The organism is Paenibacillus sp. J22FR83, assembly GCF_059691955.1.
In genome coordinates this window covers 1-23,585 of sequence record NZ_JCAUAM010000037.1, presented here as the reverse complement: position 1 = coordinate 23,585, position 23,585 = coordinate 1, and the positions used below count along the sequence as shown (strand labels likewise).

At 45.5% G+C, this 23,585-nt stretch carries 22 protein-coding genes, 8 tRNA genes and 2 rRNA genes; 7 read left to right on the top strand and 25 right to left on the bottom strand.

Features of this window, described 5'->3' with window-relative positions:
- Both AC58PV_RS34775 and AC58PV_RS34770 read right to left on the bottom strand, forming a co-directional pair.
- Positions 1-100: ribosomal RNA gene (locus AC58PV_RS34775) — 16S ribosomal RNA — on the bottom strand; the annotation flags it as partial.
- Positions 101-460: 360 nt separating this feature from the next.
- On the bottom strand, positions 461-1,330 hold the full coding sequence (locus tag AC58PV_RS34770; protein ID WP_497437595.1) for a nucleotidyltransferase-like protein: 870 nt from the start codon (positions 1,328-1,330) through the stop codon (positions 461-463).
- A gap of 124 nt (positions 1,331-1,454) precedes the next feature.
- Between AC58PV_RS34770 and AC58PV_RS34765 the strand changes: the two genes are divergently transcribed.
- Positions 1,455-1,859, top strand: coding sequence for a YgzB family protein (locus AC58PV_RS34765; protein ID WP_497437594.1), 405 nt, complete (start codon positions 1,455-1,457; stop codon positions 1,857-1,859).
- Positions 1,860-1,929: 70 nt separating this feature from the next.
- Here the strand turns inward: AC58PV_RS34765 and AC58PV_RS34760 are convergent, their stop codons facing one another.
- The 7 genes from AC58PV_RS34760 to gatC form a co-directional block, all read right to left on the bottom strand.
- Positions 1,930-3,633 (bottom strand): glycosyl hydrolase family 18 protein, encoded by a 1,704-nt coding sequence (locus tag AC58PV_RS34760; RefSeq protein ID WP_497437592.1) that lies wholly within the window; start codon positions 3,631-3,633, stop codon positions 1,930-1,932.
- Positions 3,634-3,758: 125 nt separating this feature from the next.
- Positions 3,759-4,193, bottom strand: a complete 435-nt coding sequence (perR, locus tag AC58PV_RS34755; RefSeq protein WP_056620600.1) for a peroxide-responsive transcriptional repressor PerR — start codon at positions 4,191-4,193, stop codon at positions 3,759-3,761.
- A 93-nt stretch (positions 4,194-4,286) separates the two neighbouring features.
- Positions 4,287-4,994, bottom strand: coding sequence for an MgtC/SapB family protein (locus tag AC58PV_RS34750; protein WP_497437590.1), 708 nt, complete (start codon positions 4,992-4,994; stop codon positions 4,287-4,289).
- 53 nt (positions 4,995-5,047) lie between these two features.
- Complete coding sequence (locus AC58PV_RS34745) at positions 5,048-5,587, bottom strand: GNAT family N-acetyltransferase (protein ID WP_497437589.1); 540 nt, start codon at positions 5,585-5,587, stop codon at positions 5,048-5,050.
- Positions 5,588-5,600: 13 nt separating this feature from the next.
- The gene (gatB, locus tag AC58PV_RS34740; RefSeq protein ID WP_497437587.1) at positions 5,601-7,049 is read right to left on the bottom strand and encodes an Asp-tRNA(Asn)/Glu-tRNA(Gln) amidotransferase subunit GatB; all 1,449 of its coding nucleotides are present in this window, start codon (positions 7,047-7,049) and stop codon (positions 5,601-5,603) included.
- 36 nt (positions 7,050-7,085) lie between these two features.
- Positions 7,086-8,543, bottom strand: a complete 1,458-nt coding sequence (gene gatA / locus AC58PV_RS34735; RefSeq protein WP_497437586.1) for an Asp-tRNA(Asn)/Glu-tRNA(Gln) amidotransferase subunit GatA — start codon at positions 8,541-8,543, stop codon at positions 7,086-7,088.
- A gap of 27 nt (positions 8,544-8,570) precedes the next feature.
- On the bottom strand, positions 8,571-8,858 hold the full coding sequence (gatC, locus tag AC58PV_RS34730; protein ID WP_056620610.1) for an Asp-tRNA(Asn)/Glu-tRNA(Gln) amidotransferase subunit GatC: 288 nt from the start codon (positions 8,856-8,858) through the stop codon (positions 8,571-8,573).
- A 299-nt stretch (positions 8,859-9,157) separates the two neighbouring features.
- Between gatC and AC58PV_RS34725 the strand changes: the two genes are divergently transcribed.
- On the top strand, positions 9,158-9,886 hold the full coding sequence (locus tag AC58PV_RS34725) for a DUF559 domain-containing protein (RefSeq protein ID WP_497437585.1): 729 nt from the start codon (positions 9,158-9,160) through the stop codon (positions 9,884-9,886).
- A gap of 361 nt (positions 9,887-10,247) precedes the next feature.
- On the opposite strand, the gene AC58PV_RS34720 is transcribed toward AC58PV_RS34725, so the two are convergent.
- Positions 10,248-10,628, bottom strand: coding sequence for an ATPase (locus tag AC58PV_RS34720; protein ID WP_497437584.1), 381 nt, complete (start codon positions 10,626-10,628; stop codon positions 10,248-10,250).
- 181 nt (positions 10,629-10,809) lie between these two features.
- On the opposite strand from AC58PV_RS34720, the gene AC58PV_RS34715 reads away from it, so the two are divergent.
- Complete coding sequence (locus AC58PV_RS34715) at positions 10,810-11,094, top strand: DUF3817 domain-containing protein (protein ID WP_497437582.1); 285 nt, start codon at positions 10,810-10,812, stop codon at positions 11,092-11,094.
- A gap of 95 nt (positions 11,095-11,189) precedes the next feature.
- Positions 11,190-12,581: an MATE family efflux transporter gene (locus AC58PV_RS34710; RefSeq protein WP_497437581.1), complete on the top strand. Its 1,392-nt coding sequence runs from the start codon at positions 11,190-11,192 to the stop codon at positions 12,579-12,581.
- A gap of 60 nt (positions 12,582-12,641) precedes the next feature.
- Here AC58PV_RS34710 and AC58PV_RS34705 read toward each other — a convergent pair whose 3' ends face one another.
- The 3 genes from AC58PV_RS34705 to tkt are packed head-to-tail and all read right to left on the bottom strand — an operon-like array spanning position 12,642 to position 15,906.
- Positions 12,642-13,133: a NanQ anomerase/TabA/YiaL family protein gene (locus AC58PV_RS34705; RefSeq protein WP_497437579.1), complete on the bottom strand. Its 492-nt coding sequence runs from the start codon at positions 13,131-13,133 to the stop codon at positions 12,642-12,644.
- Positions 13,134-13,187: 54 nt separating this feature from the next.
- A complete protein-coding gene (gene fsa, locus AC58PV_RS34700; protein ID WP_497437578.1) occupies positions 13,188-13,844 on the bottom strand; it encodes a fructose-6-phosphate aldolase in 657 nt (218 codons plus the stop codon).
- 34 nt (positions 13,845-13,878) lie between these two features.
- Positions 13,879-15,906 (bottom strand): transketolase, encoded by a 2,028-nt coding sequence (tkt, locus tag AC58PV_RS34695; RefSeq protein ID WP_497437577.1) that lies wholly within the window; start codon positions 15,904-15,906, stop codon positions 13,879-13,881.
- A 114-nt stretch (positions 15,907-16,020) separates the two neighbouring features.
- Between tkt and AC58PV_RS34690 the strand changes: the two genes are divergently transcribed.
- Positions 16,021-16,914: a LysR family transcriptional regulator gene (locus AC58PV_RS34690; RefSeq protein WP_497437575.1), complete on the top strand. Its 894-nt coding sequence runs from the start codon at positions 16,021-16,023 to the stop codon at positions 16,912-16,914.
- A 42-nt stretch (positions 16,915-16,956) separates the two neighbouring features.
- Here AC58PV_RS34690 and AC58PV_RS34685 read toward each other — a convergent pair whose 3' ends face one another.
- Positions 16,957-17,970, bottom strand: a complete 1,014-nt coding sequence (locus AC58PV_RS34685; protein ID WP_497437574.1) for a zinc-binding alcohol dehydrogenase family protein — start codon at positions 17,968-17,970, stop codon at positions 16,957-16,959.
- A 158-nt stretch (positions 17,971-18,128) separates the two neighbouring features.
- Between AC58PV_RS34685 and AC58PV_RS34680 the strand changes: the two genes are divergently transcribed.
- Positions 18,129-18,998, top strand: a complete 870-nt coding sequence (locus AC58PV_RS34680; RefSeq protein ID WP_497437573.1) for a helix-turn-helix domain-containing protein — start codon at positions 18,129-18,131, stop codon at positions 18,996-18,998.
- On the opposite strand, the gene AC58PV_RS34675 is transcribed toward AC58PV_RS34680, so the two are convergent.
- The gene (locus AC58PV_RS34675; protein ID WP_497437596.1) at positions 18,995-20,293 is read right to left on the bottom strand and encodes a (Fe-S)-binding protein; all 1,299 of its coding nucleotides are present in this window, start codon (positions 20,291-20,293) and stop codon (positions 18,995-18,997) included. The two genes, AC58PV_RS34680 and AC58PV_RS34675, sit on opposite strands and share 4 nt — an antisense overlap.
- A gap of 31 nt (positions 20,294-20,324) precedes the next feature.
- The gene (locus AC58PV_RS34670) at positions 20,325-21,740 is read right to left on the bottom strand and encodes an FAD-linked oxidase C-terminal domain-containing protein (RefSeq protein ID WP_497437571.1); all 1,416 of its coding nucleotides are present in this window, start codon (positions 21,738-21,740) and stop codon (positions 20,325-20,327) included.
- 158 nt (positions 21,741-21,898) lie between these two features.
- On the opposite strand from AC58PV_RS34670, the gene AC58PV_RS34665 reads away from it, so the two are divergent.
- The gene (locus tag AC58PV_RS34665) at positions 21,899-22,606 is read left to right on the top strand and encodes a FadR/GntR family transcriptional regulator (protein ID WP_497437570.1); all 708 of its coding nucleotides are present in this window, start codon (positions 21,899-21,901) and stop codon (positions 22,604-22,606) included.
- A 58-nt stretch (positions 22,607-22,664) separates the two neighbouring features.
- Here AC58PV_RS34665 and AC58PV_RS34660 read toward each other — a convergent pair.
- The 9 genes from AC58PV_RS34660 to rrf form a co-directional block, all read right to left on the bottom strand.
- Positions 22,665-22,743 (bottom strand) — tRNA-Leu (locus AC58PV_RS34660).
- A 6-nt stretch (positions 22,744-22,749) separates the two neighbouring features.
- Positions 22,750-22,829, bottom strand: a tRNA-Leu gene (locus tag AC58PV_RS34655).
- Between the two features lie 63 nt (positions 22,830-22,892).
- Positions 22,893-22,965: transfer RNA gene (locus tag AC58PV_RS34650), tRNA-His, on the bottom strand.
- Positions 22,966-23,006: 41 nt separating this feature from the next.
- Positions 23,007-23,082: transfer RNA gene (locus AC58PV_RS34645), tRNA-Thr, on the bottom strand.
- A gap of 15 nt (positions 23,083-23,097) precedes the next feature.
- Positions 23,098-23,173, bottom strand: a tRNA-Phe gene (locus AC58PV_RS34640).
- A 34-nt stretch (positions 23,174-23,207) separates the two neighbouring features.
- A tRNA-Asp gene (locus AC58PV_RS34635) sits at positions 23,208-23,284 on the bottom strand.
- A gap of 14 nt (positions 23,285-23,298) precedes the next feature.
- Positions 23,299-23,374 (bottom strand) — tRNA-Val (locus AC58PV_RS34630).
- Between the two features lie 14 nt (positions 23,375-23,388).
- Positions 23,389-23,463, bottom strand: a tRNA-Glu gene (locus AC58PV_RS34625).
- Positions 23,464-23,475: 12 nt separating this feature from the next.
- A 5S ribosomal RNA gene (rrf, locus tag AC58PV_RS34620) occupies positions 23,476-23,585 on the bottom strand; the annotation flags it as partial.

The following is a 23,585-nucleotide window of genomic DNA, read 5'->3' as shown; positions in this document are numbered from 1 at the left end:
GTCCGCCGCTAGCTTATCCCGAAGGATAAACCCGCTCGACTTGCATGTATTAGGCACGCCGCCAGCGTTCGTCCTGAGCCAGGATCAAACTCTCCATAATAGAAAATCTGACTTGCTCATTTGAAGCTAGCGAGATTAATAATCTCATTTATAGTTGATTGCTCAACCGATTTGCTTACTCACTCGTTGTTCAGTTTTCAAAGATCAATTTCTTCATTTTTCCTCGCCATCCATTTAGCGGCGACTTTTATAATATATCACATTCGAACCAATTAATGCAAGTTTTTTTATTTTTCTTTTTTCCAACTTCGCATAGCATATTAGAACTCATCAGCTTAAATGCGTTGCCGTTTTTAGCGGCGAGAGTTAATTTATCATAGAATCGCAATCAAAGTCAAGCTATAAAACGAGAATAAAAAAAGAACCAGGAAAACACCTGATTCTTAAAGGTTTTAATGGTTCAGACACTCGTATACCTTAACTCGATTTCGGAAGTTTGCTCATCAATAATTATAGCAACTTCTTTGATTAAACCTTTTTTGACTAGTTTATTGAGCAGCAGAGGAAGTTCGGACTTAATTTCAACTAACTGCGAATGTTGTTGAAGTTCATCTGAGCTTAGTGGCTGCTCGCTGTCTCTGAGGATTTGAATAAACGCCTCACAGCAGTGCTCCATTTTGGACATAACTGAAAATTCACAAGCAAGCAGTACAAGCTGAACCCGCTGCTTTAAAGTTTCCTTACTCATTGTCAGCTCTTCATAAAGCTTGTAGACTCCGGGATTAATCGCCCGAATTTGTCTCCAAACGGTGATCTCAGGGTGATAACCATCTTCCACAATAACAATCCGTGCCCAATGGTGGAGCGCTTCGAGGATATTATTGTAGGCATCTAGAATATGATCATCTAAAATGTATTCCTTACTTTGCAAATATTTTCGAAGGAAATGTGAAAATTCAATTAGCAGCTTATGCTCGCGCAAGTCCCCAGGAAATTCAAGTATTCGATGGCGCAGGCCTTCTAAATAAGTGTTCTGATCCAGAAGTATCTCCCCTTTTAACAGCCAGTGAAGAATATTGCGATTAACACCATGCCGAATCCATTGCTCTATTGAACTAGGATCAGTCCATCTTTCTTGTATCCTTGAATCGTCTCTTATATAATTAGTCGTATGATTGTTCAGTCTGAGGTCGTTCGTTACTATTAAAAGTAGCGTATCAAAACCATCTGTCAGTGAGGGAAGTTGCTTAGGATTGTCAACCGCCATGACACTAATGATTCTAGGGTCATTCCGGAACTTAAGCAATAACTGCTCTTTATTAATTCCCATGGGTGTCCAAAGCTCCTGTCTCCATTGTTTTTTATTTATTTCTACAAGGGTGAACGGGTTTCCTGCTGATTTCTGTGACAATTCATACAAAACATCTGCTAGAAGGATTGGGGAGGAACACACAGTGCGATTTAGATCAAGTAAAGTAAATGAATTCCGCTTATGGGGACTGGTCATGACCATGGGCGGAATGCTGCTTATGATTATAGGACTAGCTGGCGTCGTATTCGATTGGGGACAAGCGGGTCGCGTGATTGCCGTCATTTTCATGATTATTGGTATGATCAGTGTCTTGGTGAGTATGGGTATTTACTTCTGGGCGGGTATGCTTTCAACTTCAGCAACGGTCATCGATTGTCCGGAATGCGGTAGAAGAACGAAAATGTTAGGTAAAACAGATCGTTGCATGTTCTGTAAAACGATTCTAACGATAGATCCACAATATGAGCCAGTTGGCGATAATGAAACGGCGGCTACACAAACCGCCCACTTTGAGCCAAGTAGAGAGCATGAACATAAGCCACATTAAACAAAGAAAGCCGAGCCCATTCATTCACGGGTTCGGCTTTCTTCTTATTTTAGAATAAGTGCAGATTACATCAAGGTTGAACTTTAGGCAAATTGTCCTCTATTGCTTCCCAGATGACAGGCTTCTCAAACCCTCTTCGCCAAGAGGCAACACCCGCTAGGTTATATTTGTCAACCAATGCCAACCTAGCTTTCACTGAAACTTCATCTTCCAGCCAAATGCGAATCAACTTGTTTCCGTCTTTGTATTCCACATAATTCTGTCCTGTATCAGCTAAAAATGTAGGAGTTAGCTTTTTGTCTTTGATGATGGTTTGTGCAGCTTCCATAGTTAACGTTTTGGATGTTGCGGTTAATTTGCCGTTCTTCGTTTCTTCCGTCCATTGTCGTGTATAGAATGGGACGCCAAGGACAAGCTTAGATGGTGGTACTTTATCCGTTGTCAGAAGCGCTGTGACGGACCTTTCTACCCATGGCAAGGAAGATACCGAACCAGACTTCGGACTCGTAGCCCAGTACTCGTCGTAGGCCATTAACATCATATAATCGACAACCTCAGCTAAAGCTGGACGGTCATAGAACATAGACCACATCTCATTGGTCGATTTGGGGGTTACATCAATTGAAACTGACAAGCCCATCTCATGCATGAAGGGAGTCATCTCTCGAACGAATTGGACGAGGTTCTCCTTATCCTTAAGATAGACATTTTCAAAATCAATATTAATACCTTGCAACTTATAGGTTTGGGCAAAGCCAAGCAGCTGTTTAATCAATTTCATGCGTAAATCATAGCTTGCTAATACCTTAGTCGTGCGATCTGCATCGAAACCATTACTAAACAACGCCCATACTTGGTAATTGCGATCATGCGCCCATTTCACATAAGAAGCATCTGCTAAGTTGCTGATACGTCCCTCATTATCTGCGACAGAGAACCACGTTGGGCTTACGACTTGTAAACCAGGCATTTCACCAATCTTAGATGTGTCTGGGTTCTTCGAAATGACATGTTCCCAGGTCATATTCAATTTACCGGTTAGAGGCTTCCAAGGCACATATGTGGATACTTGTTCTTGCAGCGGTATCGTTTCATCATGATCCTCTGTGATTTCACTCTTGCGAACGAAACCAATCGGTCCACTCTCCAACTGCACTTTATACCAGTCTTTTTCCGTTTCGGTTATCATCACCTGTTCATTCACAGCAATCGTCGCGATTATGGGCGCTTTGATTGTTGCGTCCGTACGTAATAGTGTCTCTTTCTTACCTGTATGCTTCCCCCACTTGATAACATCGCCTTGTTTATACAATAAAACTGCACCTGACTTGCTTGATTCCCTTATTTCAAATGCATACAACTGCTTTAGAGGTTCAATCGGCAGATAGATGGTCTCATTCTTCTTCTCGACGGGAAAGGATAGAGAAATTGGTTTTTCATTCATGAACGCTGAAAGCTCCGTCGTTTTCATTCGTATCACTTTATCTTTGGTGGTTATGATGACGGAATCACTGCTTTTTTCATATATGATGGTCGGATCTATCCATTGCTGCACGAAATCAAGTGGAAGCTTCAGGCCTTCCTTCTCACCAACTGCACTCGATTTATAATAATTGCCTTCATAAAAAATCGGCTTCGTCAGCTCATGATAATCCGGTTCAACATGCGTTCGATTAGGTGCAAGCTGCTGGATAAGAAATGTCCCCGCGCCTGCCGCGAACATCCCAAAACACAATGCGCTAATCAGAAATACTTTTTTGGATGATCTCAACACTTCACTTCCTTATTGGCTATTGGATATACATAAAAGAGAAAAAACGTGTCCACTCTTCACAATGAAGGGCAGGACACGTTTCATTATACAACAGGATACCACTTAAAGAGGAATTTTGCGTATAGTTAATGCTTGGTAGTAACCGTACAATCCGGACACACGCCATAAATTTCCAAGCGATAGCCGCCAACTTGGAAACCTGTATGCAATGCTGCTGTTGTCTCAATATCTGACAACGGAGGGTATTCGAAATCAGAAATTTTCCCGCATACCTCACAAACCGCATGATAATGATCTGTCATATCTGCATCAAAACGACTCGAGCTGTCCCCGTAAGTTAATTCCCGAACAAGTCCCGATTCGATAAATACTTTAAGATTATTGTAAACAGTCGCAACGCTCATGTTAGGAAATTTCGATTCGAGTGATTTGTAAATATCATCCGCCGTCGGATGAGTCATGGAATCCAGCAAAAAGGAAAGAATTGCATACCGCTGGGGCGTCATCCGAACACCTGTTGTTTTCAACTTTGCTAAAGCCTGTTCTAAATGTGCTGCCATGGTACTCACCACCTGAATTAGTCATTAAAACCTTACACTATATTGTACGTGTGTTCTTCAACTTTTGTCAATATTCGTTAGACGATAACCTCTTTAATTTTTGCCATTTTCGATGGCCACACCAGTGACACCTTGAATCTGATTGGTTTCTTCGAGGACTAACCCTATTATAGATGGCTTCGGTATTGTAACATGGAATGTAATTTGAACATGATTATCCTTACTGCTATCTTCTGATTCTTCAAGTTTAATTTGTTTAATATCAATCTTACGCTTACCTAGGATCGTTGTTATTAAACCTAAGGTGCCAGGTTGATCAATCGCTTGGATTTTTAAAATACGTACTTTTTTCCCATTGAAATACTTATGCTCTACTTTATTTAGAATAAATAAGGATATTAATACCATGAAGCAAACTAAGACAGCTGGATAATAAAAACCCGCTCCAATCGCAAGACCAATTCCCGCAACGACCCATAGCGATGCTGCCGTCGTAAGTCCCGTAATTGATCTTCCATTGAACATAATCGTCCCCGCACCTAGAAAACCAATTCCACTGATGACCTGAGCCGCCAAACGGGATGGATCAATACGCACATTAACTTCATTCACAAACGCGCTAAAACCGTACATTGAAAGCAGCATGACAAGCGCTGAACCGACACACACCAGAATATGCGTTCGCAATCCAGCTGCGTGGGAGCTCATTTCTCGCTCAAATCCAATTAATCCACCAAGAAAGAGTGCTAATACTAATCGAATTGTAAGATGCAGTTGATCAATTACCCAAGGATTCTCCATTTTGTAAACGCTCCCTTTTTATCTCAAATCAAAGACTCCTATCCATTATCGTGCTAGTGACCTGTAGCAGGACGCTCGAAAGTCGTCAGACTAACACCAGGAGGAACAGTAAATACCCTTTTTAAGATAAAACCATAGCTCTCATAAAGCCGTATAGCCGGTAAATTCTCAGTCCCCGTGGATACGATAAATCGAACTGCACCGGTAAGCTCTTGTTCATTCATTATATGCTGTAAAAGGGAGGTAGCAATCCCCCTGCGAAAAAAATTAGGATGAACCATCATCCGACAAATCGTCACCACACAACCCTCACGTTCAAATGAAATAGCGCCTGCGAGCGTTCGTCCTTCAGAATCATCGACAAAGTAACCATAGAAAGTTTCCTTCACTTCACGTATAGACTGAATGCCGTCTTTCAAAGGAGGAATATCATCAAAACCGATCAGTTCAGCCTCAACACGGTAAGAAGCGATTTGCAACGCTAGTAAGGTCAAGATTTCTTCATTCGTTTGTAGCGCAAGTTGCTGGATGGACAGAAGAATCACTCCTAGTTCTGGAAGATGAAAAAAGTGGCGCCCTACGAAGAGGAACACCACTTATAACTTATCATTTGCTCTTCAGGCACTCCACAATTAATTTATTGACGAGCCCTGGATTCGCTTTACCTTTGGTTTCTTTCATGACTTGTCCAACAAGGAAGCCTACGGCTTTTTCCTTACCAGCTTTGAAATCCGCAACGGATTGCGGGCTGTTCTCGACGACTTGCTCGACAACTGCTTTAATCGCACCTTCGTCACTGATTTGAACAAGACCTTGCTCTTCAACGATCTTTTGCGGCTCTTTGCCGGTTTCGATCATTTCTTTAAAGACGGTTTTGGCAATCTTGTTGGAGATGGTGCCTTTCTCGATTAAACCGATCATCTCGCCTAAACCTTTACCTGTGACTTTCACATCGGTAAATTCAAGGGAGTTCGCGTTTAAGTATCCGAGTAGATCGCCCATGATCCAGTTCGAGACCGCCTTCGCATCTTGCGTATATTGCAGGCTCTCTTCAAAGAAGTTGGCCAACTTCATAGAAGCTGTAATCACAGCTGCGTCATAGCTCGGCAAGCCATATTCAGCGCTGTATCTGGCTTTACGTGCATCAGGCAGCTCTGGAATCGAAGCTTGTACACGTGCTTTCCAAGCATCATCAATATAGAGACTAACCAGATCCGGATCTGGGAAATAACGATAATCGTGCGCATCTTCTTTGCCGCGCATAGCCAATGTTTTCCCTTGCGTTTCATCCCAACGGCGAGTTTCTTGAATAACTTCTTCCCCGCTTCTGAGAATCTCCGCTTGGCGATATTCTTCATACTCAAGCCCACGCTGTACCCCACGGAAGGAGTTCATGTTCTTAAGCTCGGCACGTGTGCCGAATTTCTCTTGCCCGAAGGGCCGAATGGAAATGTTCGCATCACAACGAAGTGAACCTTCTTCCATTTTCACATCAGAAACATCACAGTAAATCATAATCGCTCTAATTTTCTCAAGGTAAGCACGAGCTTCCTCGGGGGAGCGCAGATCAGGTTCAGATACGATTTCGATCAAAGGTGTTCCTGCACGATTTAAGTCAACGAGGGAAGCATAACCACCGTCAATGTGCGTCAGCTTCCCTGCATCCTCTTCCAAGTGGACACGCGTGACTCCGATTCGTTTGGTAACTCCGCCAACTTCGATATCAACCCAACCGTGCTCGCCGATCGGCTTATCGTATTGCGAAGTTTGATAAGCATCAGGTGAATCTGGGTAAAAATAGTTCTTACGATCAAACTTACTGTCCGTCGCGATTGTACAATTAAGGGCCATTGCCGCTTTCATTGCATATTCGACCGCTTGGCGGTTAAGGACAGGCAGGACGCCTGGATGGCCCAAGCATACTGGGCATGTATTCGTATTCGGAGGTGCTCCGAATGAGGTTGCACAACTACAAAATATTTTGGACGCAGTATGAAGCTCTACGTGAACTTCAAGACCGACTACCGTTTCAAATTGGGTATCTGTTGCCGACAAAGTGAATGCCTCCTTCGTTACTCTTGAACTATTAACTTACAATTGCGGGCGCTGCTTGTGGTGGTCTGTATGCTGTTCGAAAGCGTGGGCTACACGCAAAACGGTAGCTTCATCCAATGCTTTGCCGATAATTTGCAAGCCAACCGGGAGTTCATTCACGAATCCGCATGGTACGCTGATAGCAGGAATACCTGCTAAACTGACCGGAATAGTCATAATGTCATTCAAATACATCGTTAACGGGTCACTGCTTTGTTCGCCGATTCGGAATGCAGTCGTTGGTGCTGTTGGCCCGATGATGATGTCATAGTTGTTAAACACTTGATCGAAGTCTTGCTTGATCAGCGTACGAACTTGTTGGGCTTTCAGGTAGTACGCATCATAATAGCCAGAGCTCAACGCGTAAGTCCCTAGCATGATCCTGCGCTTAACTTCAGGGCCGAAACCTTCGCTGCGGGATAGATTATAGAGATCCAATAAGTTACGTGCATTATCTGAACGAACACCATAACGGATGCCGTCAAAACGTGCTAAGTTAGAAGACGCTTCGGAAGAAGCCAGTAAGTAATAGGTTGCTACGGCATACTCGGAATGTGGAAGCGTTACTTCTTCCCAGACAGCGCCGAGTCCTTCAAGTACTTTGAGCGCTTCAAGAATTTTCTCTTTAACAGCTGGGTCGATTCCTTTACCCATGTATTCTTTGGGTACGCCAATGCGCAGACCTTTGACGTCGCCAGTCAATGCGCTGAGGTAGTTCGGGATCTCCACATTCGCTGACGTGGAGTCTTTCGGGTCGTAACCTGCGATGGCTTGCATCGCGTACGCAGCATCTTCTACGTTCTTCGTAAGCGGCCCGATTTGGTCCAAGGAGGATGCGAAAGCGACCAACCCATAGCGGGACACAAGTCCGTACGTCGGCTTCAGACCGACGATACCGCAATAAGCAGCCGGTTGGCGAATCGAGCCACCGGTGTCTGAGCCCAGCGCGAAATACACTTCGCCTGCTGCAACCGCAGCTGCGGAGCCACCGCTGGAGCCACCTGGCACATAATCCGTGTTCCACGGATTGTGAGTGGGGTGGAACGCGGAGTTCTCGTTGGAGCCACCCATCGCAAACTCATCCATGTTGAGCTTACCGATGGTAACTGCTTGTGCATCTTTGAGCTTGCTCACGACCGTTGCATCATAGATAGGAATATGATTGGAAAGGAATTTGCTCGCGCAAGTTGTTTTCAAACCTTCGGTTACCATGTTGTCTTTGATTCCGATAGGCAGACCGAATACATCACTGCGTGCAGTATTGTTTAATAGCTGCTCGTCCAACTTAGCAGCAGTCTGACGTGCATTCTCTTCATCTAATGTAAGGAAAGCGCGTACCTTGCTCTCCACTTGCCCAATTCTTGTATAGGATTGATCCACAAGGTCCGAAACCTTGATTTCTTTGCTTTGTAGTTTCGTGTGGATTTGTTGTAGGTTTAATTCAAACAAAGACAACGACAGGCACTCCCTTTCATTTCTAACTTATTCTAAAACTGCAGGAACCTTAAACTGCCCATCCTCATGATCTGGGGCATTCAGCATGACTTTTTCAATCGGCAAAGACGGTTTCGCAACATCCTCGCGCATCACATTGACTAGTGGCATCGCATGGCTTGTTGGTACTACACCTTCCGTATTTAATTGATTAAGCTGCTCGGCATATTTTAAAATAGCATTAAGTTGATCAGTAAAAAGATCTTTTTCGGTATCATTGAGATCGAGTCTAGCCAACTTGGCGACATGATCGACATCTTTCTTCGTTATGCTCACGTATTCTGCACCCCTTGTTTCAGCATTTAGTCATTCTTTTCATTATATCCTAGAAATTTTGCGAACTCAATCCAGAATAAGGTTTTGCCTTGTTAGAGTCAGTAGTAGCAACTATAAAATAAGTTAAATTAATCAACTGGATCTATTAGATGTCTATTAAAAGGATTGAATCATACTACTAACTCGTGTTAGTATTTCCTTAAAATGGTAGTGAAGCACACGCCGCTTATTCTGTTCAGCATTTGCTGTTCAGGCTGCGCGGCATTTTCATTTTCAGAGAAGAAGGGGTGTATGCGAGGATGATTAAAAAGTTGGATATGCTAGGGAAGTCAGATGGGTCTGGGAAAGGCGAGGAATTCGAGAAAGCCTATGCGGAGTTCTTGCATATGCATTATGGTAAAAGAAAAGGCGAGCGGTTACGTAGATTGAAAGAAGGCCATCGCCACGCAGAACATCTATTCCTACTGCAGGTATGGTGGAAAGCATTGGGAGATTTTAACCATTTACATCCCGAGTATGAAGTTAAAGATTTCCGTGATGGAACTCGGTATATTGATTTCGCTTACTTACGTCACTCCCTGAAGCTTGCCATCGAAATTGATGGGTACAATACACATGCCAATACGATTAGTCGCTCACAGTTTTCTGATCAGTTGGTACGTCAAAATCATTTGATTATTGACGGCTGGAAAATCTTACGATTTTCCTATGATGATGTGAAAAACCGGCCACGGATGTGTGAACAGATTCTGTTGCAGTTTTTAGGAAAATATTTGGGAGAACAGCAGGAACAATTAGCCCAATTAAGTTATGTAGAAAAAGAAATTTGTCGCTTTACTTTCACTTCGGGCAAATCGATCACTCCACGTGATGTAAGTAACGTATTTCGATTTGAGGCAAAAAAATCAAGAAGGATTTTACAAGAGATGCTAGCGAAGCAACTACTTGTGCATGTTGGAAATGGACAACAGCGAATTAAGCGCTATGGGCTGCATCCAACTGTTGCTAATCGGATGGTAAATGAGTGAGCGACCGTGAGCGCCATCAGGCGGTTGTAAGGCCCTTTTGGGGCCTTATAGGGAAAGCTGATGCGCGGTGCCGGGTTGTAACGCCCATTTTGGGCGTTACGGGGGCGGACAGTGTGACGGTGAGCGCATCGGGCGGTTCTAAGGCCCTTTTGGGGCCATATAGGGAAGGCTGATGCGGCGGAGCCGGTGTGTAACGCCCATTTTGGGCGTTACGGGGGCGGACTGTGCGATCGTGAGCGCCATCAGGCGGTTGTACGGCCCTTTTAGGGCCTTATGGGGAAGGCTGATGCGCGGAGTCGGGGTGTAACGCCAATTTTACAAAGAAAAAAACGACGGCACAATTTCACCGTCGCATACTATGTTAAATCCAAGCTTTCAGCCCGATTTGTTTGATGAATTCTTCACGGGACTGCACTTCCTTGTCCCTTTCCTTCTCTGGCTCAATGGCGGACTCACCATTCATAATTCTCCGGAACAAGGCTTCGTTGTTCGTTGCGAGGGCGTAATCTATTAAAGCTTCTCTCTCAACTTGCTCCGCCTCTTGTTGAAGAAGCACTTCTTCAAGTTCAATGTCTGTTGCAGTCACATAGTAATGTTTGTTCTCTTTAGGGGCACGTACAACATAATCAAAAATGTTATCATTATTTCGATCATACGCAATTAAATAGCCATATCCGCCGATAGGCAGATTCTGTTCTAAACGATCCCCAATGAAAATAATTTTCTCGCCAAGACGAAGCATCTGCGTTCCCCCTACCTCTATGTGAACTCTCAAAATGAGTCTATTAATACATACAATACGTTCTATTGCCTATCGTACTAAAAAAACTAGTTTGTGTCCAATTGACATCGTTTGTTCATACTGCATTCATAAATCTAGCTTAGGATGAATGTAATTTCATTCATAAAAGGAGTTGCTTACTGTGTTGCACCGTTCATTACAAGCTTTACGTTATGTCGGCTGGGCGGAGGGTTCCTCTTTTCTCATTTTACTGGGTATCGCCATGCCACTTAAATACGCTTTCGATCTGCCACAAGCTGTTTTTGTCGTAGGAGTTGCTCATGGATTTCTATTTGCCCTCTATTTACTGGCGATTGCCTGGGTCACACTTCTACATCGCTGGTCCTTCAAACGCGTATTCGCAGCTTTCATCGCGGCATTTGTTCCATTCGGTCCATTCTTTTTCGATCGTTGGATCCGACATTAGAGGCATCTCACCGTAAAATTTCAGAAAGAAGCGTGAAACTGATATAGTAGTGAAAAAACTATGTTATCGAACAAGTGAAATTTACGGAGGAACTCATGACGGAGTCATCATCTCACAAAGCTCGCCCCACGTTAACGGAAGGCCCGATTACGAAGACATTGATCTTATTTTCACTCCCCATACTTTTAGGGAACGTTCTACAATCCTTAAACGGGTCGATCAATACGATTTGGATCGGGAAATATCTAGGTGAAGTCGCTCTAGCAGCAACATCAAATGCGAATATTATCATGTTCTTCTTGATTAGTTCCATCTTCGGGATTGCCATGGCTGCCGTTATTCTTATCGGTCAAAATCTCGGTGCTAAGAAAGTTCAAGAGGCCAAACAAGTAGTCGGAACAAGCACGGTATTCTTCCTCGTTTTATCCATAATCGTCGCTTTATTGGGATGGATCTTCTCCTCCACAATCCTAGACTGGATGAATACCCCGCCTGATGTCAAAGAGTTTGCCGTGACGTACACGCGAATTATGTTCGCAGGTGTTCCCTTCATGTTCGGCTATAACTTAATCATGGCCATCTTGCGAGGATCGGGTGATGCCAAAACCCCGTTCTACTTCTTGCTTTTATCCGCCGTCCTCGACGTTGCACTCAATCCTTTGCTAATACAAGGGATGGGACCCTTCCCGAAAATGGGGATTGCCGGCTCTGCCGTAGCGACTTTTATCGCACAACTCGTGAGTTTCGTGCTTCTCATTGCATACTTATATAAGAAGAAATACTTTCTGCGCATCACCAAAGCGGATATCCCCTTATTGCGGATTAATTGGACGATTATTCGTACTTTGATACAAAAAGGCTTGCCAATGGGCCTAAATATGGTCGTTGTTTCTCTAAGCAATCTGATGCTGGTCCATCTCGTAAATGCCTATGGTTCCGAATCCACCGCAGCTTTCGGTGTGGCCATGCAAATCTCAAGTTACGTCCAAATGCCCGCAATGGCAATTGGCGGGGCTGTAACTTCGATGGCTGCTCAAAATATAGGCGCTGGAAAATGGGATCGCGTTAACCGTATTACTTGGACCGGTGTGGGTGTTAATATCTTAATGACTGGTCTGATTGTAGCCGTTCTGCATCTCTTCAATCGGGAAGTTGTTTCGTTCTTCCTTCCCCCTGAAGGAAAGGCTATTGATATTGGTGTTCATATTAACAATATTACACTGTGGTCTTTCATTATTTTCGGCGTCTTCAATGTCGTTGCTGGTGTCGTTCGATCTGCGGGATCTGTGGTGATCCCTCTTATCGTTGCTTTCATTGCTTTGCTGCTCGTTCGCATCCCACTTGCCACCGTGCTATCGCACAAGTACGGCTTCGATGTGATTTGGTGGAGCTTCCCTGTCAGTTTCAGTGTTGCTGCCACGTTGAACCTGCTTTATTATCGCTTCGGTAAATGGAAGCAAGCCAAAATGATGGCAAGTAAAGCCTAAACAAGGATTCAAACAAAAAGTCTGCCTAGCCAAATAAATTGGCTTGAGCAGACTTTTTTTCTAGAGATGAAGCAGATCCCTATGTATTTTGATCACAATCTTCTTATTCGTTGTTGATTCTGTAATGAGGCAATTAGGTCGATGAATATCGGATGGGAAGCATACGGCAAACATGCCAGGTTTGAGCATAATATCCGTTTCCGGTAAGTTATGTTGGAATTCGTAAAAAGCGATATCATGTGACTCAAACTTGTTATCCACAATAATGGCCTCATCCGTTAGCTTGTAGAAACATAATCGCTCTTCCCCGCTCACTAGAAACTGAATATCCGTATACACAGCATGCGATTCAGGCATTTGTTCTTCCCTCGGACGGGTCACAGATTCTTGTACATTGGCATACATCAAGTGGCCATTATCGCCCTCCAGATCGTATCTCCCTACCTCTAACTCTCCCAATTTCCGATTCAAAATGTAGTCGATACCTCGCGTTACAGCCGCTGGCCATAAATGCCGTTCTTGTTCAAAATGCAACACATCGCTGATAATCATCTCTATGAGCTCCTTTGTAAAAAGACCCGCCCTTGCGGGCGAGTCTTCTCTTATTTAGAACTTTTCTTGATTAGCGCCTTCCCAATCAGCAAGGAACTTCTCAATGCCCGCATCTGTCAGCGGGTGTTTACTCATTGATTCTATCACTTTATAAGGAACTGTCGCAATATGTGATCCTGCAAGAGCCGCTTCAATCACATGAGCAGAGTGACGTACGCTCGCAGAAATAATTTCGGATTTAATATTGTGTACTTGGAAAATCTGGCTAATTTCTTTGATTAGGTTCATACCTACTTGGTTGATATCATCCAAACGTCCGATAAACGGAGATACATACGTTGCACCTGCACGAGCAGCTAGCAAAGCTTGTGTTGAGGAGAAAATCAACGTAACATTCGTCGGAATGCCAAGTGATCTGAACACGCTAGTTGCTTGCAAACCATCCAATGTCATTGGCAGTTTGATTACCACATTTGGGCTTAATGCCGCAAGCTTCTTACCTTGCTCAACCATTTCCTCAGCTTTCAAGGAGACAACCTCAGCACTGATCGGAACATCACCAACAATAGAGATAATTTCTTTCACTGTTTCAAAAAAGTCTCTACCTTCTTTGGCAATCAATGAAGGGTTGGTCGTTACACCAGCAACTACTCCTAGTGCGTGCGCTTTACGAATTTCTTCTACATTGGCTGTGTCGATAAACAATTTCATCCTGTATCCCTACCTTTTCTCCCGCTATGGGTGCTTATTGGAAATACTTCTGTCTGATTTGCCCAACGATTGCTTCTGCGGTAAAGCCATATTCACGAATGACGCGGTCTGCTTTCGCTGATGCTCCGAATTTGCGGATGCCGACAACGAAGCCTTCTTGTCCCGTAATTTCTTCCCATCCAGCTGGATAAGCCATTTCCATCACTACATTCTTACGCACGTGAGGCAAAATAATAGCATTCCGTACCTCTTCTGGCTGCGCCTCAAACAATTCACGGCTAGGCATGGAAATAACACGAGCTCCTATACCATCTTGCGCCAACTGCTTCTTCACGTCAAGTGCTAAGCTCACTTCGGAGCCTGTTGCAATGAGTTGGACATCAGGTGTTTCACCAGGACCAACATCAGATAGGACATAAGCCCCTTGGTGAATATGTGCAAAAGCAAGTGAATCCGTACCTGGAAGTACAGGTAAGTTTTGACGGGACAATGCGAATACGAACGGGCCTTCCTTCGCTTGAAGCACATACTCCCAAGCAGCTGCTGTCTCATTCGCGTCCGCAGGGCGGAACAACGTCAGATCCGGAATCATCCGCAGGGATGGAATCTGTTCAATCGGCTGATGCGTTGGGCCATCTTCACCGACAGCGATGCTGTCATGTGTGAAGACATACGCAACGGGAATCTTCATCAACGCGGATAGGCGAATCGCACCGCGAAGATAATCGCTGAACACGAGGAATGTACCGCCGAAAGCGCGCAATCCACCGTGAAGCAGCATACCGTTCAGCGCTGCGCCCATGGCGAATTCCCGGACGCCGAACCAGAAGTTGCGTCCGCTGTAATTCGATGAGCTGAATGCCGTATCTTCATTTAGCATAGTGAAGTTCGAGCTCGCTAAGTCGGCAGATCCGCCTACTAAATGAGGTACCCGCTTCGCCAAGCCGTTAATCACTTTGCCAGATGCGGTGCGCGTCGAGATTGCGCCGCTCTCTGGGGTGTAGCGCGGAACATCGGCGTTCCAATCCGCTGGAAGGTCGCCGCTGTTCGCGAGCTCGAATTGCTTCGCGAGCTCGGGGTAAGCAGCCTGGTAGCCTTTCCACAGCTGCTCCCAGGCTGCCTCTGTATCTGCCCCCACCTGCTGGTGGTGGGCGAAGTGGGTGTACACCTCAGCCGGGACGTAGAAGTCCGGCTCGAGGGGCCAGCCTAGAGCTTGCTTCGTCAGAAGCAGCTCGTCTTTGCCAAGCGGCGAGCCGTGCGTGCCGCCGTGGCCGCCCTTGCCGGCTTTGTTCGGAGAACCGAAGCCGATGGTGGTTTTGATCTCAATCAGCGTCGGGCGATTGAGATCGGCCTTGCCCTCTGCGATCGCCGCAGAGATGGCGTCGACGTTGTTCTGCTCTTCCACGCGCAGGTATTGCCAGCCGTAGGACTCGAAGCGCATCTTGACGTTCTCGGAGAACGACATGTTCAAGTCACCATCAAGAGAAATATCATTGGAATCGTAAAGAACGACGAGTTTACCTAATTGGAGATGACCAGCTAGGGAAGCCGCTTCAGAGGAAACACCTTCCATTAAGTCCCCATCACCACAAATCGCATAAGTGAAATGGTCAACAACTGGGAAATTCGGTTTATTATAGACAGAAGCTTGATGTGCTTCCGCCATCGCCATACCCACTGCCATGGCAACACCTTGACCTAGCGGCCCTGTCGTAGCTTCTACACCAACCGTGTGGCCATATTCTGGATGTCCAGGTGTACGGCTTCCCCATTGGCGGAATTCCTTGATATCGTCCATCGTGACACCATAGCCGCTTAAGTGAAGCAAGCTGTATAGCAGCATAGATCCATGCCCTGCTGACAACACGAAGCGATCTCGATCCGCCCATTTCGGACTAACGGGATTGTGTTTCAGATGACGTGTCCAGAGCGCATAGGCCATCGGTGCTGCGCCCATCGGCATGCCGGGATGACCCATAGCCGCTTTCTCAACAGCATCAATTGTAAGCGTTCTAATTGCATTAATGCTTAATTCTTCAATACCTACCGTTGTTCCATTCAAAGAGATACGCCTCCATCTATGTGGTTGTTTTTATGGCTTTATCTCTTTATTATAAAAGGAGAATGCACATTCAAATAATTGATAGTTTCGATACTCGCTATAGAAGGTGTCTATATGGTTAATTTTGAGTTATATAAAGTCTTTTATTTAACAGCTAAATCCGGAAGCTTGTCCAAAGCAGCCAAAGAGCTATATATTACGCAGCCTAGTGTCTCTCACTCCATCAAACTATTGGAGGAAAGCCTTGGCCTTCCTTTGTTTGCCCGCACCTCTAAAGGTGTTGATTTAACCAAAGAGGGCGCGATCCTTTATTCCTATATTGAACAAGCCTATAACTTTATTTCCCTAGCGGAGGAAAAGCTTAGCGAGCTGCGAAATTTCTCTAGCGGAGAAATCAAAATCGGCGGCAGTGATTCTTTGTGCAAACACTATTTGCTGCCCTTTTTGGAATCGTTTCACGTCCAGTATCCGCATATCCAGATTAATTTGGTCCATGGAACAACACCGGAGATTGTCAGAAATTTAAAAGAAGGCAAAATCGATATCGGTATTGTAAGAACACCTATTCATGATGATCAGCTTGAGGTGCGTGAAGGCATTACGATTCAAGACTGCTTCGTAACAGGACCGAAGTATCGTGAACTGTCTGAGGGCAAGGTTACGTTGGCCGAACTTCTTGCCTATCCCATTATTTTATTTTCTAGGAATAGCTCCTCCAGGAAATTCGTCACCAGATTATTCAGCGATAACGAATTGCTCTTGGAGCCGGAAATTGAACTAGGCAGTGTAGATTTACTTATTGAATTTGCAAAGATCGGCTTCGGTGTTTCTTTTGTTACGAAGGAATTTGTAGCGAAGGAATTAGCTGAAGGCAGTTTATTTGAGGTCAATCTCGAGGCGTCGATCCCTTCAACCAAAATAGGGATTATTACATTGAAGAATATGCCGCTCTCGACTGCTGCTTCCGCCTTTGTGGCGGAGCTAGAAAATCCAGAAGGAACAGGGTAGGCATATAAAACACACTCAGCTTCCACCGAGTGTGTCCACATTTTACAAACAAACCATTGCCTTAATTACCTTCGACTCTGGCTTCAGCCAAGTTTCAAAGTGCTCTATCATCTCCCCGAAGGAGACACGGTGTGTGATATAGCGCTCGATGTCGATGCTTCCCGTCCTTAATGCACTTCGCACCGTATCAAAATCCGCCATGGTCGCATTGCGGCTCCCCATTAACGTCAGCTCCCTCTTATGGAAATCGGGATCATGAAAGGCAATATCAGCCTTCACTAACCCGACGTAGACAAGCTTGCCGCCATGAGCGACTAGACCGAAAGCGTCTGTCATCGACCTAGCATTCCCTGTTGCGTCGAAGACAACAGTAGGAAACTCACCATTCGTCAGCTCTGCAAGCTTCTCCTTCGGAAGCTGGAGTGCATTCACGGTATGATCGACGCCTGCCCAATCCCGGCAAAACGCTAACCGCTCCTCATTAATATCCATCGCTATGACGTTAGCGCCAAGCTGTTTCGCCAAAATCATCACCCCAAGCCCGATCGGTCCTGCTCCAATCACTAGCGCCGTTTCCCCTGCACGCAGCTCAGATCTTCGCACCGCATGTGCACCAATGCTAAGCGGCTCTAGCATGGCAGCTTGGTCTAGCGTGAGTCCGTCTGCTTTGATCAGATGGCTCACTGGGAGAGCTACGCGCTCTACCATACCTCCATCTCTATGTACGCCAAGCACTTTCATGTCTGTGCAGCAATTTGTTTTGCCATTGCGGCAGGCAATACATTGCCCACAATGCATATAAGGAACAACACTCACAAGATCCCCAACTGCCAAATCCGTTACGCCATCACCAAGCTCCTCTACATACCCTGCCAGCTCATGCCCTAGAATGCGCGGATAGCTAAAAAAGGGCTGATTTCCTTTAAATGCGTGCAAATCAGTCCCGCATATGCCAATTCGCTGTATGCGAACAAGCACTTCACCCTCACCTAGAATAGGTTCCTCTACCTCGATATACTTCAAATGTTCAATTTGTTCACAGACGATTGCTTTCATGTTGGTTCTCCTCCCCACTGAACTTTCTTTCACACAGAAGTTGATATCGCTTTCTTTCATTTTATCATTAGTTTTTCGATATGAAATATGGATATCTAGCACAACTATACGGTTTTTTGATATTATTGAACTAATTTAAGAAGAACGGAGCAGTTATTGTGGATCCTATTCGTAAAGTTTTCGATAATTATGACGCCTTTCCCATGTCTTTTGCCTACAAAAACACAAAAAGCCCGCTAAGCGAGCTTCCTGAGCATTTCCATGATTGGTATGAAATTGTTTATGTGCATCGGGGACGCGGCACCTTTTTTATCGATCATAGCTTTTATGAAATGAAACAAGGCGATCTCTTTCTTATTCCCGGGAATACGATTCATCGAGCGACACCAGACAAAGATTCGCCCGTGACGTCCACGGCCATTTACTTCTCGCCAAGCATCATACAGCTGCCATCACTAGGTGAGAACTTTTCCTATTTGCACAATTTTGAGCAAGCCGCGGCACTTCGTAGTTATAAGTTTGAAATGCGGTTACCACAAAGTCAGCACCTAGAATTACTTCTAGATGCCATTGAAAACGAATTTAAGCACCCAACTCTTGGTCAACGCCATTCTATTCATCTTCATTTACTTCAATTGTTACTTATGATCCAGCGTGAAATGACGACTGACATCAAGTCGCCTAAATTAGACACCCTTGTCGGCCCTATGTGGATGCGAGAAATCATCCTCTATATTGATCAGCATTTCTGTGAAGATATCGGTCTTCAAGCACTCTCGAAAAAAGCTTCCGTCACGCCCGCTCATTTCAGCAGGGTATTTAAACAGTACATCGGCATGAACATCAGTACTTATCTCATAACGAAGCGCATCATCCGTGCGAAACAGCTGCTTCAAGAAAGTGATGCTAGTGTCCATACAATTGCCGACCAATGCGGCTTCGAGAGTTTACCTCATTTTCATGCAATGTTCAAAAGAGTGCTAGGTCAGACACCCGCGGCAGCTCGGAAGTCCTTCCGTTCCTTCTAAGACTGCTTCACTAATCGGTCGTAGAGGAAGTCCGCAATATGAACAGCTTCCATATGACCGGATTGCCCGTGTTTATCAATACCTAACTTCATTTGCAGCAAGCATCCTGGATTGCTTGTGACCACGTAAGACGCAGTCGTTGCATTCACATTTTCCATCTTATGCTCCAAGATTTGATTCGCCATGTCAGGCTGTGTCATATTATAAATCCCCGCGGAACCACAACATGAGCCTGCATCCTTCATTTCAATATAAGACGTGTTGCTGACCCTTTGCAGCAGTTGCTTGATTGGTTGGCTCCCCTTCATCACATTGCGAAGATGACAAGACTCCTGATAGGTAACACGCGTTGGACCTTGGTGAGATAGCGTATCTGCATAACGAAGAGGTCGACCTTTCTCCACCAGGATCGTACTAATATCCTTCACGCGCTTTGCAAACCAAGTTGCGTCTTCCTTCCATTCTTCCTCATCGTGCAGCAGATGATCATACTCCACAAGAATCGCTCCACAGCCACCTGCATTCGAAACGATGTAATCGACTCCGGCCTCTTGGAAAGCACGAATGTTACTTTTGGCCAATTGCTTCGCTTGATCCGTTTCACCGCTATGTGCATGAAGTGCACCGCAGCAGTTCTGCGATTCAGGAATGACGACATCAAAACCAGCTTCGGTTAGTAGATTCACCGTACTTATATTCGTTTCAGTGAATAAGACGTCCATCAAACATCCACGGAACATCCCCACGGTACCTAGCTTTTTGCCTTTTGCCGGAATATAAGTACCAAGGCGTTCCACAATCCCTTTGCCAGAAGCATCTGGAAGTATTTTCTCCATTGTAGCCATATGCTTTGAGAAGATACCGACTACACCGGTTTTTCGAACGAGCTTTTGGATACCTGACATTTTATAAAAATGAAGCCCTGTTCCGAGCAGTTGCATTCGTTGTTGAGATGGAAATAGCTCTTTGAATACGAGCTTACGCACACCCTTTACCCACCATCTATGCTGGGTCGTATGCACTTCGATGGCATCTCGGGCCCCTTCAATCAGTTGACCATATTTCACATCTGCTGGGCAGGCAGGCTCACACGCGCGGCAACCCAAACAGTGGTTCATCTGATCTTCAAAACGAATTCCAGGCTCCATGAGGCCATCCACAGCTGCCTTCATCAGAGAGATACGGCCACGTGGCGATTCAGCCTCGATTCCCGTTTCTTTAAAAGTTGGACAAGCCGGCAGACAGAATCCGCAACGCATGCAATTCGTTAATTGGTCGTAGTCCAGTTTCTGCATTAATGTTTCCTGAAGTGTAGCTCCTTGGCCCTTAGACACGATCAATCACCACCCTGCGTCTGGATTCTTTGGCGAACATTTTGCCTGGATTTAAAATATGGTTCGGATCGAACGCATCCTTAATCCCCTTCATCATAGCGATCCCGCTGCTGCCCACTTTCCATTCCAGGAATGGCGCCTTCACCAAACCAACCCCATGTTCACCCGTAATGGTTCCGCCTAAACGAATCGCAGCCTCAAAAATCTCCTCAAAAGCCGCTTCCACACGGTGAACCTCATCATGATCTCTTGCATCAGTTGTTGCGGTTGGGTGCAAATTACCATCTCCAGCATGTCCAAATGTACAGATTTGAACATCATGCTTGGTGGCAATGCGATTAATTTCTAGTACCATCTCCGCAATCTTGGAGCGAGGTACTGTTGCATCCTCAAGTATCGTCGTTGGGCGTAAGCGAGCAAGCGCTGTAAAGGCGCTGCGTCTTGCTGTTAGAAGCTTAAGCGCCTCCTCTTGTGTGCTCGCAATGCTAACCTCATCTGCCTGCTCCTCCCTGCAAATCTCAGAGATGAGAGCAATGTCCCGTTCTACCATTTCAGGCTCACCATCCTGTTCAATGAGAAGAATAGCAGCCATATCCAGCGGCAGGCCAAGGTTTGCAAAATCATCAACAACACGAATCGTTGGGTTATCCATGAATTCCAGCGTAGCCGGAATGATGCGGTTTTCAATGATTTTGGAAACGGTGCGCGCTGCGCCATATAAGTCCTTGTACATCGCAAGCATCGTTTTCTTCGCCTTCGGAGGCGGAATCAGTTTCAGCGTGGCTTCTGTGATAACGGCAAGTGTGCCCTCGGAACCGACAAGCAGCTTTGTTAAATCATAGCCCGCCACATCCTTCATCAACTTCCCACCGGTCCGCATGATTTCACCTGATGCAAGAACACACTCGAGGCCGATTACGTAGTCCTTGGTTGTGCCATATTTCAAGCCGCGAAGCCCGCCTGAACACTCTGCAATATTGCCCCCAATGGTGGAAATCGCCATAGAACTTGGATCTGGTGGATAAAATAGCCCCAATCCTTCAATATGCTCGATGAATTGCTTCGTAATGATCCCCGGTTGTACAGTAGCTGTCAGATTCTGCAGATCGATATCTAGAATCGCATTCATGCGATGCATGACCATGACGATTCCACCTTGCACGGGTACTGTACCTCCACACAAATTCGTACCTGACCCTCTGCTGATTAGCGGGATACGGTTCTCATTCAACACCTTCATGATTCCTGAAACTTGAGCCGTATCTTTCGGATAGATTACACCGTCAGGTAAAGACTGGAGCATAGGGGTCCCGTCATAAGAATGGGTAACCAATGATTCCATATCATCTTTATAAAAGGCTTCGCCTACGATGGCCTGCAATTGTTGTCTAATTTGCTTATCGAGCATGAAGAATCCTCCTCTTGAACGTTTACTTAATATGCTACATTTTTAATACTTCTTATTGCTCTCTTAAAGTGATCATGTGATCAGATGACTTTTCTTCTATTTTAGCTTATGATGTAATAGATGTATAGAACTTTATCTACGATTTCAGGGGGATACTTATGGTTTTTCAGCAAATCCGACCCCAGAAGGGCTCGGAAATCGTGCTTCAACATATTAAAGCTCAAATCGAAGACGGTACATATGCTCCTGGTTCTAAGCTTCCGACGGTTGTAGACTTTGCGGCAAGCTTCCAAGTTGGGCGATCGACCATTAGAGAAGCGCTTAGCGGGCTTAAGGCAATGGGCTGGGTTGACATTCGACATGGCGGAGGTACTTATGTTGTAACAACACTACCGACGGAGTCGAGTAGTCTCTTTGACCATAGCGAGACGCTTCAGGAAGTGCAAGAAGTACGCCGATTCATCGAGGCTGGTTGTGCAACCTTGGCAGCAAGCCGCCGTACGGAGCAACATTTGTCCGTGCTTAGAGAGATCCTTCTTGAGATGGCGTCTTCCCTCGAAAATGAAGAATTAAGCGAACAAGCTGACATTCGCTTTCACATGGAGATCGCCAAGGCTTCTCAGAATACCCTATTCATAGGGATGATGGAATCCTTGACAGAGCGATTACAACAGAGCATGAAGGCTTCGCGCCGTCTGTGGTTTTTTGCCGAGCGTGCTTCTGCTGAACAGCTCTTGCAAGAGCATCGCGACATTGTTGAGGCCATCGCTCTTCAAGATGAACAACTTGCCGCTGAGAGAATGTCTCAGCATATCGCCAAAGTTGATCAAGTCATTCAACAGTTAGCACAGAAAAATAAAGAATAACTTATAGACAACAAAAAAAGCCTTACATAGTAAGGCTTTTCGTGTTTACTGCTTGTCATACCGGCAAGAGGACTCGAACCTCCACCCTTTCGGACTCGATTTTGAGTCGAGCGCGTCTGCCATTCCGCCATGCCGGCATATAATGCGCGTAGAGGGACTTGAACCCCCACGGTCACCCGCTAGATCCTAAGTCTAGTGCGTCTGCCAATTCCGCCATACGCGCATGTTGTCAATCTGGCAAATGATGAAGTTGCTAGCCGAAGCTGACTTCACTGAAATAATAATGGGCGGACGACGGGACTTGAACCCGCGAATGCCGGATCCACAAACCGGTGCGTTAACCCCTTCGCCACGACCGCCACATTAAAAATTAATTTTCCCTAAGCAGTCTTAGGAAAAATGGTGCCGTCGAGAGGACTTGAACCCCCAACCTACTGATTACAAGTCAGTTGCTCTACCAGTTGAGCTACAACGGCTTATTAAGTTAGAAATGGTGGCTTTGGACGGAATCGAACCGCCGACACGAGGATTTTCAGTCCTCTGCTCTACCGACTGAGCTACAAAGCCAAGTAAGAATTTTGCGTTACTATTTGAAGAAAAATGGCGGAGCTGACGGGATTCGAACCCGCGGTCTCCTGCGTGACAGGCAGGCATGTTAGGCCACTACACCACAGCTCCATGCAAATTTGTTATGGTGAACGATGACGGGATCGAACCGCCGACCCCTACCCTGTCAAGGTAGTGCTCTCCCAGCTGAGCTAATCGTTCATAGGTATGTAAAATGGTGACCCGTAGGGGACTCGAACCCCTGTTACCTCCGTGAAAGGGAGGTGTCTTAACCACTTGACCAACGGGCCTAGATAACAACTGTTTGGCAACGTTCTACTCTCCCAGAACCCTGCGGTTCAAGTACCATCGACGCTGGAAGGCTTAACGGTCGTGTTCGAGATGGGAACGCGTGGATCCCTTCCGCCATCAT